This is a genomic window from Pseudonocardia benzenivorans CB1190, from assembly GCF_000196675.2.
In the GTDB taxonomy this organism is placed as follows: Bacteria; Actinomycetota; Actinomycetes; order Mycobacteriales; family Pseudonocardiaceae; genus Pseudonocardia; species Pseudonocardia benzenivorans.
Genome location: NC_015312.1, coordinates 5,141,792 through 5,160,000 on the forward strand (window position 1 = coordinate 5,141,792; position 18,209 = coordinate 5,160,000).

The following is an 18,209-nucleotide window of genomic DNA, read 5'->3' on the forward strand; positions in this document are numbered from 1 at the left end:
ACCGTCCGCGACAGGGGATAGTGGTGGTGTGAGCACTCCGCAGAACTTCTACGCCGAGGTCGGGCCGGACACGATCCGCCGGATCGTCGCGCGGTTCTACGAGCAGGTGGCCGAGGACGAGATGCTGCGCGCGATGTACCCGGAGGAGGACCTCGGCCCGGCCGAGGAGCGCTTCCGGATGTTCCTCGAGCAGTACTGGGGCGGTCCCCGCACCTACTCCGACCTGCGCGGTCACCCCCGGTTGCGCATGCGTCACGCACCGTTCCGGATCGGCCCGATGCAGCGCGACGCCTGGCTGCGCTGCATGCGCGTCGCCGTCGACGAGTCGGGGATGGACGCCGCGCACACCGAGCAGTTCTGGACCTACATCACATACGCGGCTGCGAGCATGGTCAACGCCGATTTCTGAGGCTCGATCACCCTTTCGAGGCGCCGATCGTCACGCTCCGCGTCGGGCACGGATGGCAGGATGTGCGCGTGCAGTGGTGGCGCGACGCGGTGGTCTACCAGGTCTACGTCCGCAGCTTCGCCGACTCCGACGGCGATGGTGTGGGCGACCTGGCCGGGGTGCGCAGCCGGCTCGGCTACCTGGAGTTGCTGGGCGTCGACGCCCTGTGGCTGACCCCGTTCTACCGGTCCCCGATGGCCGACCACGGCTACGACGTCGCCGACCCGCGCGACGTCGATCCCGTCTTCGGTGACCTCGCCGCGTTCGACGCGCTCGTCGAGGACGCCCACCGGCACGGGCTGAAGATCATCGTCGACCTGGTGCCCAACCACACGTCGACGGAGCACGAGTGGTTCCGCGCCGCGCTCGACTCCGCCCCCGGCAGCCCCGAGCGGGCCCGCTACCACTTCCGGCCCGGCAAGGGCGAGAACGGCGACGAGCCGCCCAACAACTGGCGCAGCATCTTCGGCGGGCCGGCGTGGGAGCGCGTCGGGGAGGAGGAGTGGTACCTCCATCTCTTCGCCCCCGAGCAGGCCGACCTCAACTGGACCAACCCCGAGGTGTGGGCCGACCTGGAGAAGACCCTGCGGTTCTGGGCCGACCGCGGCGTCGACGGCTTCCGGATCGACGTCGCACACGGCATGGCCAAGCCCGACGGCCTGCCCGACGACCCGCAGGCGCGCATCGAGCTGCTGGCCAACACCGACGGCGACCCCCGCTTCGACCAGGACGGTGTGCACGACGTGCACCGCATGGTCCGCGCCGTCCTCGACCATTACCCCGGCCGGATGGCCGTCGGCGAGATCTGGGTGCGCGACGACGAGCGCTTCGCCCGTTACGTGCGCCCCGACGAGCTGCACCAGGGCTTCAACTTCCGGCTGCTGCAGACGCCGTTCGAGGCCGCGGCGATCCGCGACGCCGTCGAGCACTCGATCGCGGCCGTCGACGCCGTCGGTTCCCGGCCGACGTGGACGCTGTCCAACCACGACATCTCCCGCCCCGTGACCCGCTACGGCGGGGGCGAGGTGGGGCTCGCCCGGGCGCGCGCGATGGCGCTGGTGGTGCTCGCGTTGCCGGGGTCGGCCTACATCTACAACGGCGAAGAGCTCGGCATGCCCGACGTCGAGGTCCCCGACGACGCGCTGCAGGACCCGGTGTGGGAACGGTCGGGGCACACCGAGCGCGGGCGCGACAGCTGCCGAATCCCCGTCCCGTGGGAGGGCAGCGCGCCGTCATACGGGTTCAGCACCGGCGAGCCGTGGCTGCCGATGCCGCCGGACTGGGACGCGCTGACCGCCGCCGAGCAGCTCGAGGACACCGGCTCGACGCTGTCGATGTTCCGGCACGCGCTCGAGCTGCGGCACACCCATCCCGGCTTCGCCGCGACCGACGACCGGCGCACCCGCGTCGAGTGGTACGGCGCGCCTCCGGGCTGCCTGGCGTTCCGGCGCAGCGGGACGACGCTCGCCTGCGCCCTCAACACCTCCGACGCCCCGGTCCCGCTGCCACCCGGCGACGTCCTGGTCACCAGCGGCCCCCTGACCGAGGACGGCCAACTCCCCCCGGACACCGCGGCCTGGCTCGCCTGACCCCGCCCGGGTGCTCCTGGCGTCGCCGACGCAGGGCGCCCCGGGGGAGCCTCCAGATGCAGGAACGGCACTTTCCCGCAGCCCAGTTGCAGGAAAGTGCCGTTCCTGCAACAGGGCGCGACCGCGGGTCAGCTCGTGAACAGCGGCAGCGACGTCACGCGGCGGCGGACGACGGCACCGAACCTGGCGTCGATCCGCAGCCAGGAGCCCGTCGCCGACACCCGCACGACCGGCTGCTCCCCCGCCGGACCGGCCCCGGGGCCGGCCCCGGTGTCGGCACCACCCAGGAACCCCATGCCCGACAACGCGAACAGGCACCGCATGGGGATGCGCACGGGCGGCCCGGCGCCGTCCTGCACGGTCAGCACGGTCTGGTCGAGCAGCGACGCGGGCGGGCCGAGCGGCCCGGCGTGCTCGCGCGCCAGCGCCAGCCCGCGCTCGGTGAGCCGCTCCAGCTCGGCGGCGGGCACGTGGTCGACGAGGGCCCAGCCGTCGTCGGGCGGGAGCTCCGCGCCCCACAGACCCGCGGCGGGCCCAGGATCGACGGTCTCCCCGCGCTCGACGGCCAGCGACGTCAGCAGCGCCTGCGCCGGGACCGTCAGTTCGGCGGGCTCGCACGTGCCGTACACCGAGCGGGTCGCGAGCACGTCGAACGGCGTCGCCGCCCACGCGGTGACCTTGTCCCCGCGGGACTGCAGCCGCACGAGTGCCGACTGGTCCAGCCGCACCACCCGCGCGGTGAAGGCGCCCAGATCGTCGCGCTCGGTCTTGTCGGCCAACCGGAGCGCGCTCATCGCGCTGCCCCGCCGCTGCCCGCCCGGCGCCGCGGGCGGGCGTCGTGCCGACGGAGCGCCGCCTGCTGCTGCCTCACGCGTCGTCACCCCATTCCCCGAGGAACGTCCGCTCCTCGGCCGTGAGCCGTCGCGGCCGGTTGGCGTCCAGGTCGAACAGCGCCATGTGCGTGCGGGCGGTGGCCGCGACGGGATCGGTCTCCTCGGGCCCGTCGTGCATCTCGTACACGAGCGTGAACGACGCCGCCCGCACGTCGCGTACCCACATCACGACGCGCAACGGCTTCGCCCGGTACGGGATCTGCCGCTTGTACTCCACCTCGAGGCCCGCGACCAGGAGCCCGTCGGAGAACGTGGCGCCCGCGGCGCGGGCCCGGTCGAAGACGAGCGCGATGCGGGCCTCCTCCAGCAACGTCACCGTGCGCGCGTGGTTGACGTGCCGGTAGGAGTCCTGATCGGTCCAGCGCAGCGGGACGTGCGCGACGAAACGAGCCACGCGTCCACCCTCTCAGGTGGTCGCGCGCCGACCGTCGCAGGGCTCAGCGCGCGAGCCCGCGCAGCTGCCGGACCACGACCGACAGCGTCGCCAGGTCCAACGGCGCGCCACTGCTCTTCTTGCCGCCGATCTCGTGCAGCGCCGCGCGCGCCCGGACCAGCCGCGACGCGTTGGCCTGCTCCCACAGGGCGATCGCCTCGTCGGCCGGGGTACCGGGTGCGGCCTCGCGCAGCAGGTCGAGCGTGACGGCCCGCAGCGAGGCGTACAGGTCGTCCCGCAGCGCGAGCCGCGCCAGACCGTGCCAGCGGTCGCCGCGTTCGAGTGCCGAGACCGACGTCAACGCCAGGTCGACGCCCAGGTGCGCGGACATCGCGTAGTAGAGCGCCGCGACCTCGTCGGGCTCGCGCGGCTCGCGGTCGCGCTCGGACAGCTCGGTGAGCTCGACGACGTCGAGCAGCCCGAAGGTGTGCATCAGCTCCGCGGAACGGCGCGCGAGCTCCGGCGGCACGCCCTCGTCGCGCAACGACCCCGCCCGGGCCGCGACCGCCTCGGCCTCCGGACCCTGCAGCATGTCCCCGACCCGGCGCGACAGGGCCTGCACCGTGGCCGCGAACCGCGCGGTCTCCGCGCCGACGGCGAGCGGCTGCGGCCGGTTGGTCAGGAACCAGCGCGATGCCCTGTCGAGCAGCCGGCGCGACTCCAGCACGACGTGGTCGGCCAGCGCGACGGGGATGTCGGCCCCGCGGGCCGCGGCCCACAGACCCGGCAGGTCGAACACCGCGTTGCTGACGGCGTAGGCGCGCACCGCGTCGTCGACGCCGGCCGAGAGCTCCTCGGCCAGCCGGAACGCGTACGAGGTGCCGCCGCCGTCGACCATCTCGTTGACCAGCATCGTCGCGACGATCTCCCGGCGCAGCGGATGCCCGGCGATCGGTCGCGGATAGCGCAGCCGCAGCGGCGTCGGGAAGTACTCCGGCAGCCGGCCGGCGAAGGCGGGCACGTCGGGAAGCTCGGTGCCCAGCAGCCGATGGGTCAGGTCGAGCTTGGCGTGGGCGAGCAGCGTCGACAGCTCGGGACCGGTCAGCCCCCGCCCGGCGTCCTCCAGGGCGGCGAACTCGTCGTCGGCGGGCAGGACCTCCAGGTCGCGGTCGAGCCCGGTCCGCTCGGCCAGGTCCGCGACCATCCGCCGGTGCACGTTGGCCATCTCGGCGGCGTGCGAACGGCCGACACCGAGCACCGCGTTCTGCGCCCGGTTGTCGTCGAGGACCAGCTCGGCGACCTCGTCGGTCATCTCGGCGAGCAGCGCGTCGCGTGCCGGCCGGTCGAGCTCGCCCGCGGTGACCAGCCGGTCGAGCAGGATCTTGATGTTGACCTCGTGGTCGGAGCAGTCGACGCCCGCCGAGTTGTCGATGGCGTCGGTGTTGACCTTCCCGCCCGCGCGCGCGAACTCGATCCGCCCACGCTGGGTGAGCCCGAGGTTGCCGCCCTCGCCGACGACCTTCACCCGCAGCATGCGACCGTCGACCCGGATGGCGTCGTTGGCCTTGTCGCCGGCGTCGGCGTGCGACTCGGTCGAGGCCTTCACGTAGGTGCCGATGCCGCCGTTCCACAGCAGGTCGACCGGCGCGAGCAGGATCGCGCGGATGAGCTCCGGGGGGCTGAGCGTGTGGACCTCGGCCGGCAGCCCCAGCGCCGCCCGCATCTCCGGTCCGACCGGCACCGCCTTCGCCGTGCGCGGCCACACCCCGCCGCCGGCGCTGATCGCGGACCGGTCGTAGTCGTCCCAGGACGACCGGGGCAGGGCGAACAGCCGCCGACGCTCGGCGATACCCCGCGCCGGGTCGGGATCGGGGTCGACGAACACGTGCCGGTGGTCGAACGCCGCGACCAGCCGGATGTGCTCGGACAGCAGCATCCCGTTGCCGAACACGTCGCCGGACATGTCCCCGATGCCGACGACGGTGAAGTCCTGGCGCTGGGTGTCGACGCCGAGCTCGGCGAAATGCCGCTTGACCGACTCCCACGCCCCGCGGGCGGTGATGCCCATGGCCTTGTGGTCGTAGCCGACGGACCCGCCCGAGGCGAACGCGTCGCCCAGCCAGAAGCCGTAGCTCGCCGCGACCTCGTTGGCGACGTCGGAGAACCGGGCCGTCCCCTTGTCCGCCGCGACGACCAGGTAGGAGTCGTCGCCGTCGTGGCGCACCACGTCCGGCGGCGGGACCGTGGCACCGTCGACGAGGTTGTCGGTCACGTCGAGCAGCCCCGAGATGAACGTCCGGTAGCAGACCTCGACCTCGTCCGGGCCGGGCTGGGCCGCCTTGACGACGAACCCGCCCTTCGCCCCCACCGGCACGATGACGGCGTTCTTCACCGCCTGTGCCTTGACCAGGCCCAGGATCTCGGTGCGGTAGTCCTGGGGGCGGTCCGACCAGCGCAGCCCGCCGCGTGCGACGGGCCCGAACCGCAGGTGCACGCCCTCGACCCGCGGCGAGTACACGAAGATCTCGAACCGGGGCCGCGGGCTGGGCATGTCCGGCACCGCGGTCGGGTCGATCTTGAACGAGAAGTAGGGGCGGTCGCGGAACCAGTTGGTGCGCAGCGTCGCCGTGATCAGGCCGAGGTAGCCGCGCAGGATGCGGTCGGCGTCCAGGCCGGAGACGTCGTCGATGAGGGATGTGACGTGCCGCAGTGCATCGTCGGTCGCGGCGGCGCGGGCGTCGGCGTCGGGCCGCGGGTCGAACCGGGCGCGGAACAGCGCGACCAGCCCGCGCGCGACGTCCGCGTGCGCGAGCAGGACGTCGGCCAGGTAGTTCTGTCCGAAGAGGCTGCCGACCTGACGCAGGTAGCGGCCGTAGGCCCGCAGCAGGGCGACCTCGCGCCAGTGCAGCCCCGCACGCAGGACCAGCGCGCTGAAGCGGTCGGTCTCGGCCTCGCTCCGCCACGCCGCGTCGAAGGCCGCGCAGAAGCGGCCCGAGTCGCTGCTGTCGGGCCAGGGGGTGCCTGCGGTCGAGAGCCCGAAGTCGTAGACCCAGCACCGGTGCCCGTCGGGGCGGACGAACTCCGCCGGACGCTCGTCGAGGACCTCGACGCCGAGCTGCTGCAGCACCGGCAGCACCGCGGTCAGCGTGACGGGCGCGTCGGCCAGGTAGAGGGTGAAGCGGTGGTCCTGGCCCACGCGGTAGAGCCGCACCGCGAACCCGCCGGGTTCCAGCGCGAGCAGCCGGCGCAGGTCCTCGACGGCGTGCTCCGGGTCGACCCCGGCCTTGTACGACTCCGGGATCCCCGCGAGCAGCTCCGGCACGGCGACGGGCCCCAGCGCGTCGACGAGCCGGTCGTCCCAGGTGCGCACGGCCTCGGCGAGCTCGTCGGTGAGTGTCGCGACGTCGGGCAGCTCCGGCGCCGGCAGCTCCGGGTCCAGGTGCACGGTGAACTGCACCAGCGCGAGGCTCGCCTCGCTGACGCGCGCCGTGTAGTCGACGTCGACGCCGCCGAGACGTTCGCGCAGCACCGCTGCCATCGCCAGCCGCGACGCCGTGGTGTAGCGATCGCGCGGGACCCAGATCAGGCAGGACACGAAGCGCCCGTACGGGTCCGGGCGCAGGAAGGCCCGCACCCCGCGACGGCCGCCCGCGCCCAGCACCTCGACCGCCATCTCGCGCAGCACCTGCGCGCCGGTGCCGAAGAGCTCCTCTCGCGGCAGTCCCGAGATCACCTCGAGCATCCGCTGGCCCGAGTACGAGTTCAGCGGGAAGCCTGCGGTGTGGATCGCCTCCCGGACCCGCCGCTCCACCAGCGGGATGTCGAGTACGTCCTCGTGCACCGCCGAGACCGTGAGCATCCCGAGGAACCGGTGCTCGCCGGTGAGGCGGCCGTCCGCGTCGAACGTCCGGATGCCGACGAAGCACGGGTGCACCGGGCGCAGCACCCGGCTCGGAATCTGTGCCCGCGTGAAGACGAGCGGGTCGTGACCGCGGCCGGCGAACGCGTCCGCCCCGACGCCGTCACCACGCAGGACGCCCAGGCCCGACCCCAGCTCCGGCCGCAGGACGCCGTTCGCGTCGGCGACGTGGTGGCGGTAGCCGAGGAAGGTGAAGTGACCGTCGGCGAGCCACCGCAGCAGGTCGGCGATGTCCTCGGTCCGGGTGGGGGCCCCGTCGAGCGTGCCGGCCGCGCCGTCCTCCGTCCGGGGCGCCGAACCGGCGGGAACCGACTCGGCCGACCCGTTGGGGGCCGACCCGTCGAGAACCAAAGGGGCGGGAGCCGAGCCGGCGGGAACCGACCCGACGGCAGCCGAACCGGCGGGAGTCGGCGCGGGCGCGGGCGACGCGGTGAGGGAGTCCGCGACCCGGCGAGCCGTCCGCGTCATCCGCTCGCCGTCCTCGACGACGCCCCGCACGTCGTGCAGCGCGGTCAGGACCTCGTCGCGCAGCGCGATCGGGTCCCGGACCGGACCGGCGAGATCGACGTGCATCCACGACTCGAGCTGCGCGTCGGCAGGTGGCGCGTCGGGATCGGCGTCGGCGAGCACCTCGCGCAGCTCGCCGGTGATCCCGCGGCGCACGACGATGATGGGGTGCACCAGCCGCGCCACCTCCCCGCCGGCGCGCCGGACCGCACCCATGACCGACTCGACGAGGTAGGGCATGTCGTCGGTGACGATGTCGACGACGGGCTGGCCGCCCGTGGAGACCCTGACGATCGGCTCGCCCGTCACCCGCCGCGACGCCAGGTCCCGGTGCAGCACCGCCAGCCGCGCGAGGCCGGGTCGGTCGGCCGCCTCGACGCGGTCGCTCTCGAGCGTCGCGTGGCGCTCGTAGAAGCGGCCGAGGTCGTCGGCGCCCTCCGGGGTACGCAGCGCAGGGGTCCGGTCGACGGTCCCGGTGTCGGGTCCGGTCGTGCTCATCAGGGCAACGCTCCCGTCGAGTCGGAGGGTACTTCCCACCCTAGCTCCGGACGGGCGACCGACCCGTCGCCGTCACATACCCCGATACGCGGCCATCGCCCCGGCGAGGAGCTCCGCGAGCCCCAACGACTCGATGTCGGGCTCCTCCTCCGCCGGAGGCGCCGTCTCGGCCTGCGGTCGGTCCGCGGCGCCGGACGGATCGGCCTCGGACGCGGCATCGTCGGTCGCGACGTCGTGGCCCCCCGGGTCGCGCTGCGCGTGCCCGCTCGGCCGCAACGGGTCGTCCGCCCCGGCGGCAACTGCAGGAGGACCGGCAGCCTCCACACCGGCCGCGGCCGGCAGATCCGCGTCGTCCGCTCCGGCCGCGGGCCCGGCGTCGGGCACGCAGGCGGCACCCGACGGAAGTCCGGCGTCCACACGCGCAGCGCCCGACCGACCGCCCGCGTCGTCCGTACCGGCGGTGCCCGAAGGAGGACCGGCGTCGTCGGGAGGACCCTCATCGAGCGCGTCGAAGGCCGAGCGCGGCAGCCGGCGAACATCGCTCCCGAGCGCGGGGTGCGAACCCGCGTCGTCGGTCACCAGCGCGGCGGGAGCGGCCTGCGAACCGGGCCACTCATCGGCATACCGGTGCCCGTTGCGACCGGCAGCACCGGTCCCCGTCCGAGCGTCGGTGGCGGTCGACGCGTCGTCCGGGGCATCGGCTCGCGCGCGGCGACCGTCCTGCACCGCGCCCGGCACCGGCTGCGCGGGGCGGTCCCCGGCAGTCCGGTGCGGCGCCGACGTGGACCGTGCACCCGTCAGGGGCGCTCGCTCGTCGATCCGTTCCCGTTCGCGATGTCGCCCGCTCCCCACGTCGGCCGCGGGGGCGGAGCCCGCAGCGACCCGCGCGCCGCGGTGCCGACCCGATCCGTCGACGGGTTGCTGGTGGCGACTCTCGTCGCGCCGCGGGGGCGCACCCGGAATCCAGGGCGGCACCGCGTCCGTCTCGGCCCGTCGTCGACGGCCGCGGGTCTCCGGCGACGGCGTCTCCGGAACTCGGCCCGGGACCGGTCCGTCGGCCGGCGGACGGGCGCCGCGGCCCCCCGTCGATCCGGCGGCCGACCGGGGGGCGCGGCCTTCGACGACCGGCCCCGGCGCGGCCGCGCCCGCGGCGTGGATCGCCCGGTCGCCGACGACACCGTTGCGGGTCCGGGCATCTGCAACCGGTCCGTCGTCGCGACGGCCCTGTGCCGCCCGGCGGACGGCCCGCGCCGCGGTGATCCGCTCCACCGAGGGGTCCGCCTGGCTCGTCGGGTCGCCGCGGCGCGGGACGAGGTCCTGCAGGATCTGGGCACCGCGGACCCCGTCGGCACCGACGACGCTCGCACGCAGGAGCGCCCCGTCGAGGTCGTCGGAGCGTGGGAGACCCGCCGCGAGGTCGTCGAGCACCGAGTGGACCCACGCGGCGGCTGCCGCCCGGTCGGCGTCCGGAAGCTCGACGACGACGGCGTCGTCGCCCGTCCGCGAGGTGGCACCCGCGGGCAGCACCGCTCCGACCCGCCGCGCGACCCGCCGGAGCGCGACCGCCGCGGCCGTTCCCTGCACGCGCTGGTCGCCCGAGGCCAGATCGACGACGACCCGCACCCCGCGCCGGCCTCGGCCGGGCTGCGAGGGCGTGCCGTCCTCCCAGGGGGCGCGGGAGGCCGCACGGTCGGCGGAGCCGGTCGTCGTGCCGTGGCCGCCCGCGTCGGCGGCGGGGGCGCCGAGCCTGCGGCGTCGTCCGCCGGACGCGTCGTTCGTGACCGTGCGGCCACCGCCCGGCACCTCGTCGACGGCGCGGGGAAACCCGGCGATTGCGGAACCCGGCTCCGCGGCGGCCGCCCGTCGACGCCCCCCGGTGGCCGGGCCGTCGCTCGATGCGGGACGTGAGTGCCGGTGGCCGTTCGTCGTCCCCGCGGCGCGCCCGGTCGCCGGGTCGGGACCGGCCGGAGAGGCGGGCTCCGGCTCGACGGCGCGTCGGCGTCGGCCGCCGGGCCGCTCCCCCGACTCCGGCACACGACCGCCGTGGTCGGCTGTCACCGCTGCCGGCGCGTCCGGCTTTCCCCAGACACGGTCGATGTCCGCGATCGCGGACGCGAGCCAGTCGGCCGCGGCCGCGTAGCGGTCGCTTCCGGACTCCGGCGCAGGACCCTCCCGGGGTGGTTCCGGGCCGGGCTCCGCCGCGGACGGCGCGGAGCCGACCCACTGCCCGTTGCGGGCGCGGAACCGGGAGACATCGTCGGCCTGTCCCCAGTCAGGGTCGGACAGGGTTCCGTTGCGGCGCAGCTCGTCGAGCAACGCGTCGCCCATCGGCGACGTCGTGAACCGCGCCTGCGGGGCGGACGGCTCCTCGGCGCGCCTGCGCCGTCCCGACGACGGCGCGGTGGCGCTGCCGGATCCGTGCTCGGCCGCGGCAGGACGTGCCGTGGGTGTCGCCTCGGGAGCGGGACGGTGACGCGGCGCCAGCGGGGTGCCGATCGACGGGTCGTACCGCATCGGGGTCGCCGCGTCGAGCACTGTGCCGGCGAGCACCGGGTAGGCCGTCCCGGGCGGCGTCGGCGCGGACGTCGACGCCAACCGCGTCTCCGCGAGTACGGCGTCGTAGAGGGAGGCGAATGTCGTGCCCCGCGGCGGCGTCCTGGGCCCCGCGGGATCGGTCGTCCCGGGCAGCGTCGTCGGGGGCAGGGACGTCCGGGGACCCGGCGCCGGCGTCTCCGGCTGTGGGACGTCCTGCGCCGTGCCGACGAGGTCGGTGAGCCGCGCGGACGCCGATGCGAACCGCCGACGACGGGCGCGGTCCTCGGCATCGGCGCTCATCCGCAGTCGCGTCTCCTCCAGTGCCGACGCGAACCGTCCCGACGCCTCGTGCAGCTCGGCCAACGCCGCCCGGCATGCGCTCTCCAGATCGGGCGCGCCCGAGGCGGCGGCATCGGTCGCCGCCCGGCCGAGCGCGGAGACCGTGCCCGCCGAGTTCGACGCCGCCCGCGCCCACGTCAGCCTGAGCTGGGCGAGCTGACGGCTGGGCACGGCGTCGGCGTCGAGCCTGGGCGCGATCTCGTCGGCGGCATGCCGCGCCTCGGCCGTCGCGCCCGCGTCGAGCAGCGCGCCGATCCACTGCGTCGCGAGGGCAGCCGTGAGGTGGTCGGACTCGGTCGGCGTGGTCGCCAGCTCGGGCCGCCAGCCCAGCAACGCCATCGCCGCCCGCGCCCGGTCGGCCGCGGTGTGGTGACGACCCTGGGCGCGCTCGGCGGCGGCGCGCAGCAAGGCTGCCGTGGCCTCGGCCGCGTGCCCCGGGACCGCACGCGCCGCGACGTCGATCGGGGCGAGGAGCTCCTCGAGCCGGTCCGGCCCGTCGGCGAGTGACGCCCGGGCCCGCGCGACGAGTGCGTCGAACCTGACGTCCGTGGGCGTCGCAGGGTCGGCGAGGAGCTCGTCGAGCAGCCGACGGGCGACGTCGGGCGCGCCGTGGTCGCGCGCGACGCCCGCGAGCTCCCCCCGCAGCCGCGCCCCGGCAGGCCCGCGGACGACCGCGCAGCGCGCTCCGGACGCAGGCCCGATCGCGTCGAGCACGGCCGCGGCCTCGTCGCGGGGATCGCCGATCGCGGCGCAGCCGTGCAGTACCCAGCCGGCGGCGACGGCCCACGTCCGGTCGTCGCCTGCCTGCTCAGCAGCGAGGCGACCGAGGGCCGCAGTGAGATCCGGCCGAGACCAGCGTGAACCGGCCGCCGCACCGAGCAGCGCCTGGTCCGCTCCGGCGCCCTGATCCGAGGGGCCGGACCTCACCATCGACACGCAGCAGCCTCCCGAGGAACCCAGGCCCCCGGGACCCGCCGGTTCGCCTCATCAAGATCACCGCATAACGCGGGGATCGCTCTCAGTCACGAGTGAGCTTACGGTGCGTCACACGGTGCGGACGCGCCGCCTCCGCCCCCATCCGCTCGACCTTGTTCTTCTCGTAGGCCTCGAAGTTGCCCTCGAACCAGAACCACGAGGCCGGGTTCTCGTCGGTCCCCTCCCACGCGAGGATGTGGGTGACGACGCGGTCGAGGAACCAGCGGTCGTGCGAGATGACCACGGCACAGCCGGGGAACTGCTCGAGGGCGTTCTCCAGCGAACCGAGGGTCTCGACGTCGAGGTCGTTCGTGGGCTCGTCGAGCAGGATCAGGTTGCCGCCCAGCTTGAGCGTGAGCGCCAGGTTGAGGCGGTTGCGCTCACCACCGGACAGCACACCCGCCGGCTTCTGCTGGTCCGGCCCCTTGAAGCCGAACGCAGCCACGTAGGCGCGGGAGGGCATCTCGGTCTGCCCGACCTGGATGTGGTCGAGCCCGTCGGACACGACCTCCCACACGTTCTTCTTCGGGTCGATCCCCGCCCGGTTCTGGTCGACGTAGGAGAGCTTGACCGTCTCCCCCACCTTGACCTCGCCCGAGTCCGGCTGCTCCAGCCCGACGATCGTCTTGAACAGCGTCGTCTTGCCCACGCCGTTCGGGCCGATCACGCCGACGATGCCGTTGCGCGGGAGCGTGAACGACAGGTCCTTGATCAGCTGGCGACCGTCGAAGCCCTTGTCGAGGTGCGAGACCTCGACGACGGTGTTGCCGAGCCGCGGACCCGGCGGGATCTGGATCTCCTCGAAGTCGAGCTTGCGGTGCCGATCGGCCTCGGCCGCCATCTCCTCGTAGCGCTCGAGCCGCGAGCGGCTCTTGGCCTGGCGCGCCTTCGGGTTGGACCGGACCCAGGCGAGCTCGTCCTTGAGCCGCTTCTGCAGCTTCTGGTCCTTCTTGCCCTGGACGGCGAGGCGCTCGGCCTTCTTCTCCAGGTAGGTCGAGTAGTTGCCCTCGTAGGGGAAGGTCCGTCCGCGGTCGAGCTCGAGGATCCACTGCGCGACGTTGTCGAGGAAGTAGCGGTCGTGGGTGACGGCGAGGACGGCACCCGGGTAGGAGCTGAGGAACTGCTCCAGCCACAGCACGCTCTCGGCGTCGAGGTGGTTGGTGGGCTCGTCGAGCAGCAGCAGGTCGGGCTTGGACAGCAGGAGCTTGCACAGCGCCACACGGCGGCGCTCGCCACCGGACAGGTTGGTGACGGGGAGGTCACCGGGCGGGCAGCGCAGCGCGTCCATCGCCTGCTCGAGCTGGGACTCGAGGTCCCAGGCGTCGGCGTGGTCGAGCTCCTCCTGGAGCTTGCCCATCTCCTCCATGAGCTCGTCGGAGTAGTCGGTGGCCATCTGCTCGGCGATCGCGTTGTAGCGGTCGAGCTTGACCTTGGTCTCGCCGACACCCTCCTCGACGTTGCCGAGGACGGTCTTCTCCTCGTTGAGCGGCGGCTCCTGCTGCAGGATGCCGACGGTCGCCCCGGGCGCGAGGAAGGCGTCACCGTTGTTCGGCTGGTCCAGGCCCGCCATGATCCGCAGCACGCTGGACTTACCCGCGCCGTTGGGGCCCACCACACCGATCTTCGCCCCCGGGTAGAAACTGATCGAGGCGTTGTCGAGGATGACCTTGTCGCCGTGCGCCTTGCGCACGTTCTTCATGGTGTAGATGAACTCCGGCACAGTCCCGATGGTAGTAACGGCCGTCTCCGTCCCGTTGTCCGGTGCACCCGGCGGCCCGCAGAACCGCCGGGGCCACCACCGACGACCGACGTCAGCCCGCCAGCGCGGGCTCGACGGCGGGTGTGCCCCACGGGTCGTCCGACGCCGCCTCGCCCTCTCCGGTGCTGCTGTCGAGGTCGTCGCGGCCCGGCTCGGCACGGACCGCCACGCCGTCCTCGCCGGTGTACGCCCCGTCCGCAGCCTCGTCCGGCGCCCCAGCGGTCTCCCCGAGCCCCTCGCCCTGCGCCGGGCGCGTCCGTGCCACCGCAACGGTGCAGCGGGAGAGATCGGGGCCGATCGCATTGGCGTCGATCTCGACGTCGACGCGGGTACCACCGTCCTTCGCGACGTACTCGCGGGTCGACAGCCGCCCGTACACGACGACCGGGTCGCCCTTGACGAACGAGGCCGCGACGTTCAACCCGAGCTTGCGCCACGCGGTGACGGTCACGTACGAGGTCGTGATCGTGACCCATTCACCGGCGTCGCGATCGAAGCGGCGGACGTTGCTGGCGAGGCGGAAGCTGGCCAACTCCGTCCCGTCCGCGGTGCGCCGGCGCATCGGTGCCGACGCCACGTTGCCCACGATCGTCGTGAGAATCTCGTTCATGGTGCTCTCCCTCGTCGTCCGTCTCGTTGACGAGGTCGATCATCGTGTGCCGCAGCGACCGTTCGGGCTGCTCACACTGCACCTGGGGACAGCCGGGCGGGCTGTGGACAACACCCGGTCGCGCGGCCCGGCCGGCAGCGGTCCTGTCGGGGGTCCGCGGTATAGGCGAGGCGATCGAATGCGGACACGGGTCGAGCCCGCGACCGCGAGCGGTCCGGATCGATGACGAATACACCGGAAGCGACCGTGTGCAGAAATAGAAATAGGCCCCAACCATCAAGGCTGGGGCCTATTCCACATTTGATGCCGGCAGTGACCTACTCTCCCACACCCTGGCGAGTGCAGTACCATCGGCGCTGGAGGGCTTAGCTTCCGGGTTCGGGATGGGACCGGGCGTTTCCCCTCCGCCATGACCACCGACAACACTATCCAAACAAAAACCCGACCCCCCACCCCCAAACAACAGGGCAGAGACCCGAGACAGAACACCAACCCACCCCACAATCAGGGGAGTTGTGTGCTCAGGGTCACACAGTGGATGCGAACAACACGTTGTGGCAAGCCCTCGGCCTATTAGTACCAGTCAACTCCACCCCTCACAGGGCTTCCATCTCTGGCCTATCAACCCAGTAGTCTGCTGGGGGCCTTAACCACGCAAGGTGGTGGGAGACCTCATCTTGGAACGAGCTTCCCGCTTAGATGCCTTCAGCGGTTATCCCTTCCGAACATAGCCAACCAGCCATGCCCCTGGCGGGACAACTGGCACACCAGAGGTTCGTCCGTCCCGGTCCTCTCGTACTAGGGACAGCCTTCCTCAAGTCTCCTACGCGCGCGGCGGATAGGGACCGAACTGTCTCACGACGTTCTAAACCCAGCTCGCGTACCGCTTTAATGGGCGAACAGCCCAACCCTTGGGACCTACTCCAGCCCCAGGATGCGACGAGCCGACATCGAGGTGCCAAACCATGCCGTCGATATGGACTCTTGGGCAAGATCAGCCTGTTATCCCCGGGGTACCTTTTATCCGTTGAGCGACACCCCTTCCACCAGGAGGTGCCGGATCACTAGTCCCGACTTTCGTCCCTGCTCGACCCGTCGGTCTCACAGTCAAGCTCCCTTGTGCACTTACACTCAACACCTGATTGCCAACCAGGCTGAGGGAACCTTTGGGCGCCTCCGTTACCCTTTAGGAGGCAACCGCCCCAGTTAAACTACCCACCAGGCACTGTCCCTGAACCAGATCATGGCCCGAGGTTAAGACACCCAATTCGACCAGAGTGGTATTTCAACAACGACTCCACAACCACTGGCGTGGCCACTTCACAGTCTCCCACCTATCCTACACAAGCCGAACCGAGCACCAATACCAAGCTGTAGTAAAGGTCCCGGGGTCTTTCCGTCCTGCCGCGCGTAACGAGCATCTTTACTCGTAGTGCAATTTCGCCGAGTCTCTGGTCGAGACAGCGCCCAAGTCGTTACGCCATTCGTGCAGGTCGGAACTTACCCGACAAGGAATTTCGCTACCTTAGGATGGTTATAGTTACCACCGCCGTTTACTGGCGCTTAAATTCTCCGCTTCGCCCCCGAAGGGACTAACAGGTCCTCTTAACGTTCCAGCACCGGGCAGGCGTCAGTCCGTATACATCGTCTTGCGACTTCGCACGGACCTGTGTTTTTAGTAAACAGTCGCTTGGGCCTGGTCTCTGCGACCGGCTGCCCCTAGCCCGCAAGGAGCTTCAGAGCCTCCGGCCCCCCTTCTCCCGAAGTTACGGGGGTATTTTGCCGAGTTCCTTAACCAGAGTTCACTCGATCGCCTCGGTATTCTCTACCTGACCACCTGTGTCGGTTTAGGGTACGGGCCGCAACAGCACTCGCTAGAGGCTTTTCTCGGCAGCATGGGATCACCCTACTTCGCCTCAATCGGCTACGCATCACCTCTCACCCACGACATCAAAGTCAGACACCCGGATTTACCTGGATGTCGGGCTACAGGCTTGCACCAGGACAACCAACGCCTGGCGGGACTACCCTCCTGCGTCACCCCATCGCTTGCCTACTACCGGATCGGGTCCCACGCTCCCCCCACAACCATCCCCGAAGGGACAGAAAGAGGTTCGGATGGTCAGCATCACCGGCCTCGACACGGACGCACCATCACGGGCACGGGAATATCAACCCGTTGTCCATCGACTACGCCTGACGGCCTCGCCTTAGGTCCCGGCTCACCCTGGGCGGATTAACCTGGCCCAGGAACCCTTGGTCATTCGGCGGCAGAGGTTCTCACTCTGCATTCGCTACTCATGCCTGCATTCTCACTCGCACACCCTCCACCCCTCGATCACTCGGAGGCTTCACCGGATGCACGACGCTCCCCTACCCATCCCAACGACTACACCACCCACCAGGGACAAACCCCGACAGGCCGGCGGATCAAAGCTGGAATGCCACGGCTTCGGCGGTGCGCTTGAGCCCCGCTACATTGTCGGCGCAGGACCACTTGACCAGTGAGCTATTACGCACTCTTTCAAGGGTGGCTGCTTCTAAGCCAACCTCCTGGTTGTCTGGGCGATCCCACATCCTTTCCCACTTAGCACACGCTTAGGGGCCTTAGCCGGTGATCTGGGCTGTTTCCCTCTCGACTACGAAGCTTATCCCCCGCAGTCTCACTGCCACGCTAGAAATACCGGCATTCGGAGTTTGGTTGACTTCAGTAAGCTTGTCGGCCCCCTAGGCCATCCAGTGCTCTACCTCCGGTACCCACCACGCGACGCTGCACCTAAATGCATTTCGGGGAGAACCAGCTATCACGGAGTTTGATTGGCCTTTCACCCCTACCCACAGCTCATCCCCCAGGTTTTCAACCCTGGTGGGTTCGGGCCTCCACCACGTCTTACCGTAGCTTCACCCTGGCCATGGGTAGATCACTCCGCTTCGGGTCTACACCCCGCGACTACACGCCCTATTCAGACTCGCTTTCGCTACGGCTACCCCACACGGGTTAACCTCGCCACGAAGCATAACTCGCAGGCTCATTCTTCAAAAGGCACGCCATCACCACCACAACCCAAAGATCGCAGCACGGCTCTGACGGCTTGTAGGCACACGGTTTCAGGTACTCTTTCACTCCCCTCCCGGGGTACTTTTCACCTTTCCCTCACGGTACTAGTCCGCTATCGGTCACCAGGGAGTATTTAGGCTTAGCGGGTGGTCCCGCCAGATTCACAGCAAATTCCACGAGCTCGCTGCTACTCGGGAATACGGTCCATCACAGGCTGCATGTTTTCGCGTACGGGGCTCTCACCCACTACGGCGACCCTTCCCAGAAGTCTTCCACTAACACACAGACACCACGATCCGCAGTCCGGCAGAACCACGACGACCACATCCCACAACACCGCATCCGCAACCCCTGCCGGGTATCACACGAACACGGTTTAGCCTCATCCGCTTTCGCTCGCCACTACTCACGGAATCACAATTGTTTTCTCTTCCTGTGGGTACTGAGATGTTTCACTTCCCCACGTTCCCCCTTGCACCCTATGAATTCAGATACAAGTGACACCCCATGACGGGTGCCGGGTTTCCCCATTCGGACACCCTCGGATCACAGCTCGGTTGACAGCTCCCCGAGGACTATCGCGGCCTCCCACGTCCTTCATCGGCTCCTGATGCCCAGGCATCCACCGTGTGCCCTTACACACTTGACCACAACAAGATGCTCGCATCCACTATGCAACACTCAACACACAACCACACCCCGAAAC

The 18,209-nt window shown here is 70.9% G+C and carries 8 protein-coding genes and 2 rRNA genes; 2 read left to right on the plus strand and 8 right to left on the minus strand.

What is annotated here, in order from left to right; all coding sequences use genetic code 11:
• Window positions 1-28 precede the first annotated feature (28 nt).
• Window positions 29-409, plus strand: coding sequence for a globin (locus tag PSED_RS24150; RefSeq protein ID WP_013676859.1), 381 nt, complete (start codon window positions 29-31; stop codon window positions 407-409).
• 68 nt (window positions 410-477) lie between these two features.
• Window positions 478-2,037: a glycoside hydrolase family 13 protein gene (locus PSED_RS24155; protein WP_013676860.1), complete on the plus strand. Its 1,560-nt coding sequence runs from the start codon at window positions 478-480 to the stop codon at window positions 2,035-2,037.
• A 128-nt stretch (window positions 2,038-2,165) separates the two neighbouring features.
• Here PSED_RS24155 and PSED_RS24160 read toward each other — a convergent pair whose 3' ends face one another.
• From PSED_RS24160 to PSED_RS24195, 8 genes are all read right to left on the minus strand, one after another.
• The gene (locus PSED_RS24160) at window positions 2,166-2,831 is read right to left on the minus strand and encodes a DUF8185 domain-containing protein (protein ID WP_013676861.1); all 666 of its coding nucleotides are present in this window, start codon (window positions 2,829-2,831) and stop codon (window positions 2,166-2,168) included.
• Window positions 2,832-2,904: 73 nt separating this feature from the next.
• Complete coding sequence (locus PSED_RS24165) at window positions 2,905-3,324, minus strand: acyl-CoA thioesterase (RefSeq protein WP_013676862.1); 420 nt, start codon at window positions 3,322-3,324, stop codon at window positions 2,905-2,907.
• Window positions 3,325-3,367: 43 nt separating this feature from the next.
• Window positions 3,368-8,227 carry an NAD-glutamate dehydrogenase gene (locus tag PSED_RS24170; RefSeq protein WP_013676863.1) on the minus strand — a complete coding sequence of 1,620 codons (4,860 nt, stop codon included), beginning with the start codon at window positions 8,225-8,227 and terminating at the stop codon, window positions 3,368-3,370.
• A 72-nt stretch (window positions 8,228-8,299) separates the two neighbouring features.
• Window positions 8,300-12,037 (minus strand): hypothetical protein, encoded by a 3,738-nt coding sequence (locus PSED_RS24175; protein ID WP_013676864.1) that lies wholly within the window; start codon window positions 12,035-12,037, stop codon window positions 8,300-8,302.
• An 82-nt stretch (window positions 12,038-12,119) separates the two neighbouring features.
• Window positions 12,120-13,796 carry an energy-dependent translational throttle protein EttA gene (ettA, locus tag PSED_RS24180; protein WP_013676865.1) on the minus strand — a complete coding sequence of 559 codons (1,677 nt, stop codon included), beginning with the start codon at window positions 13,794-13,796 and terminating at the stop codon, window positions 12,120-12,122.
• Between the two features lie 91 nt (window positions 13,797-13,887).
• Window positions 13,888-14,445 carry a single-stranded DNA-binding protein gene (gene ssb / locus PSED_RS24185; protein WP_013676866.1) on the minus strand — a complete coding sequence of 186 codons (558 nt, stop codon included), beginning with the start codon at window positions 14,443-14,445 and terminating at the stop codon, window positions 13,888-13,890.
• 304 nt (window positions 14,446-14,749) lie between these two features.
• Window positions 14,750-14,866 (minus strand): 5S ribosomal RNA (rrf, locus tag PSED_RS24190).
• 132 nt (window positions 14,867-14,998) lie between these two features.
• Window positions 14,999-18,152: ribosomal RNA gene (locus PSED_RS24195) — 23S ribosomal RNA — on the minus strand.
• Window positions 18,153-18,209 lie beyond the last annotated feature (57 nt).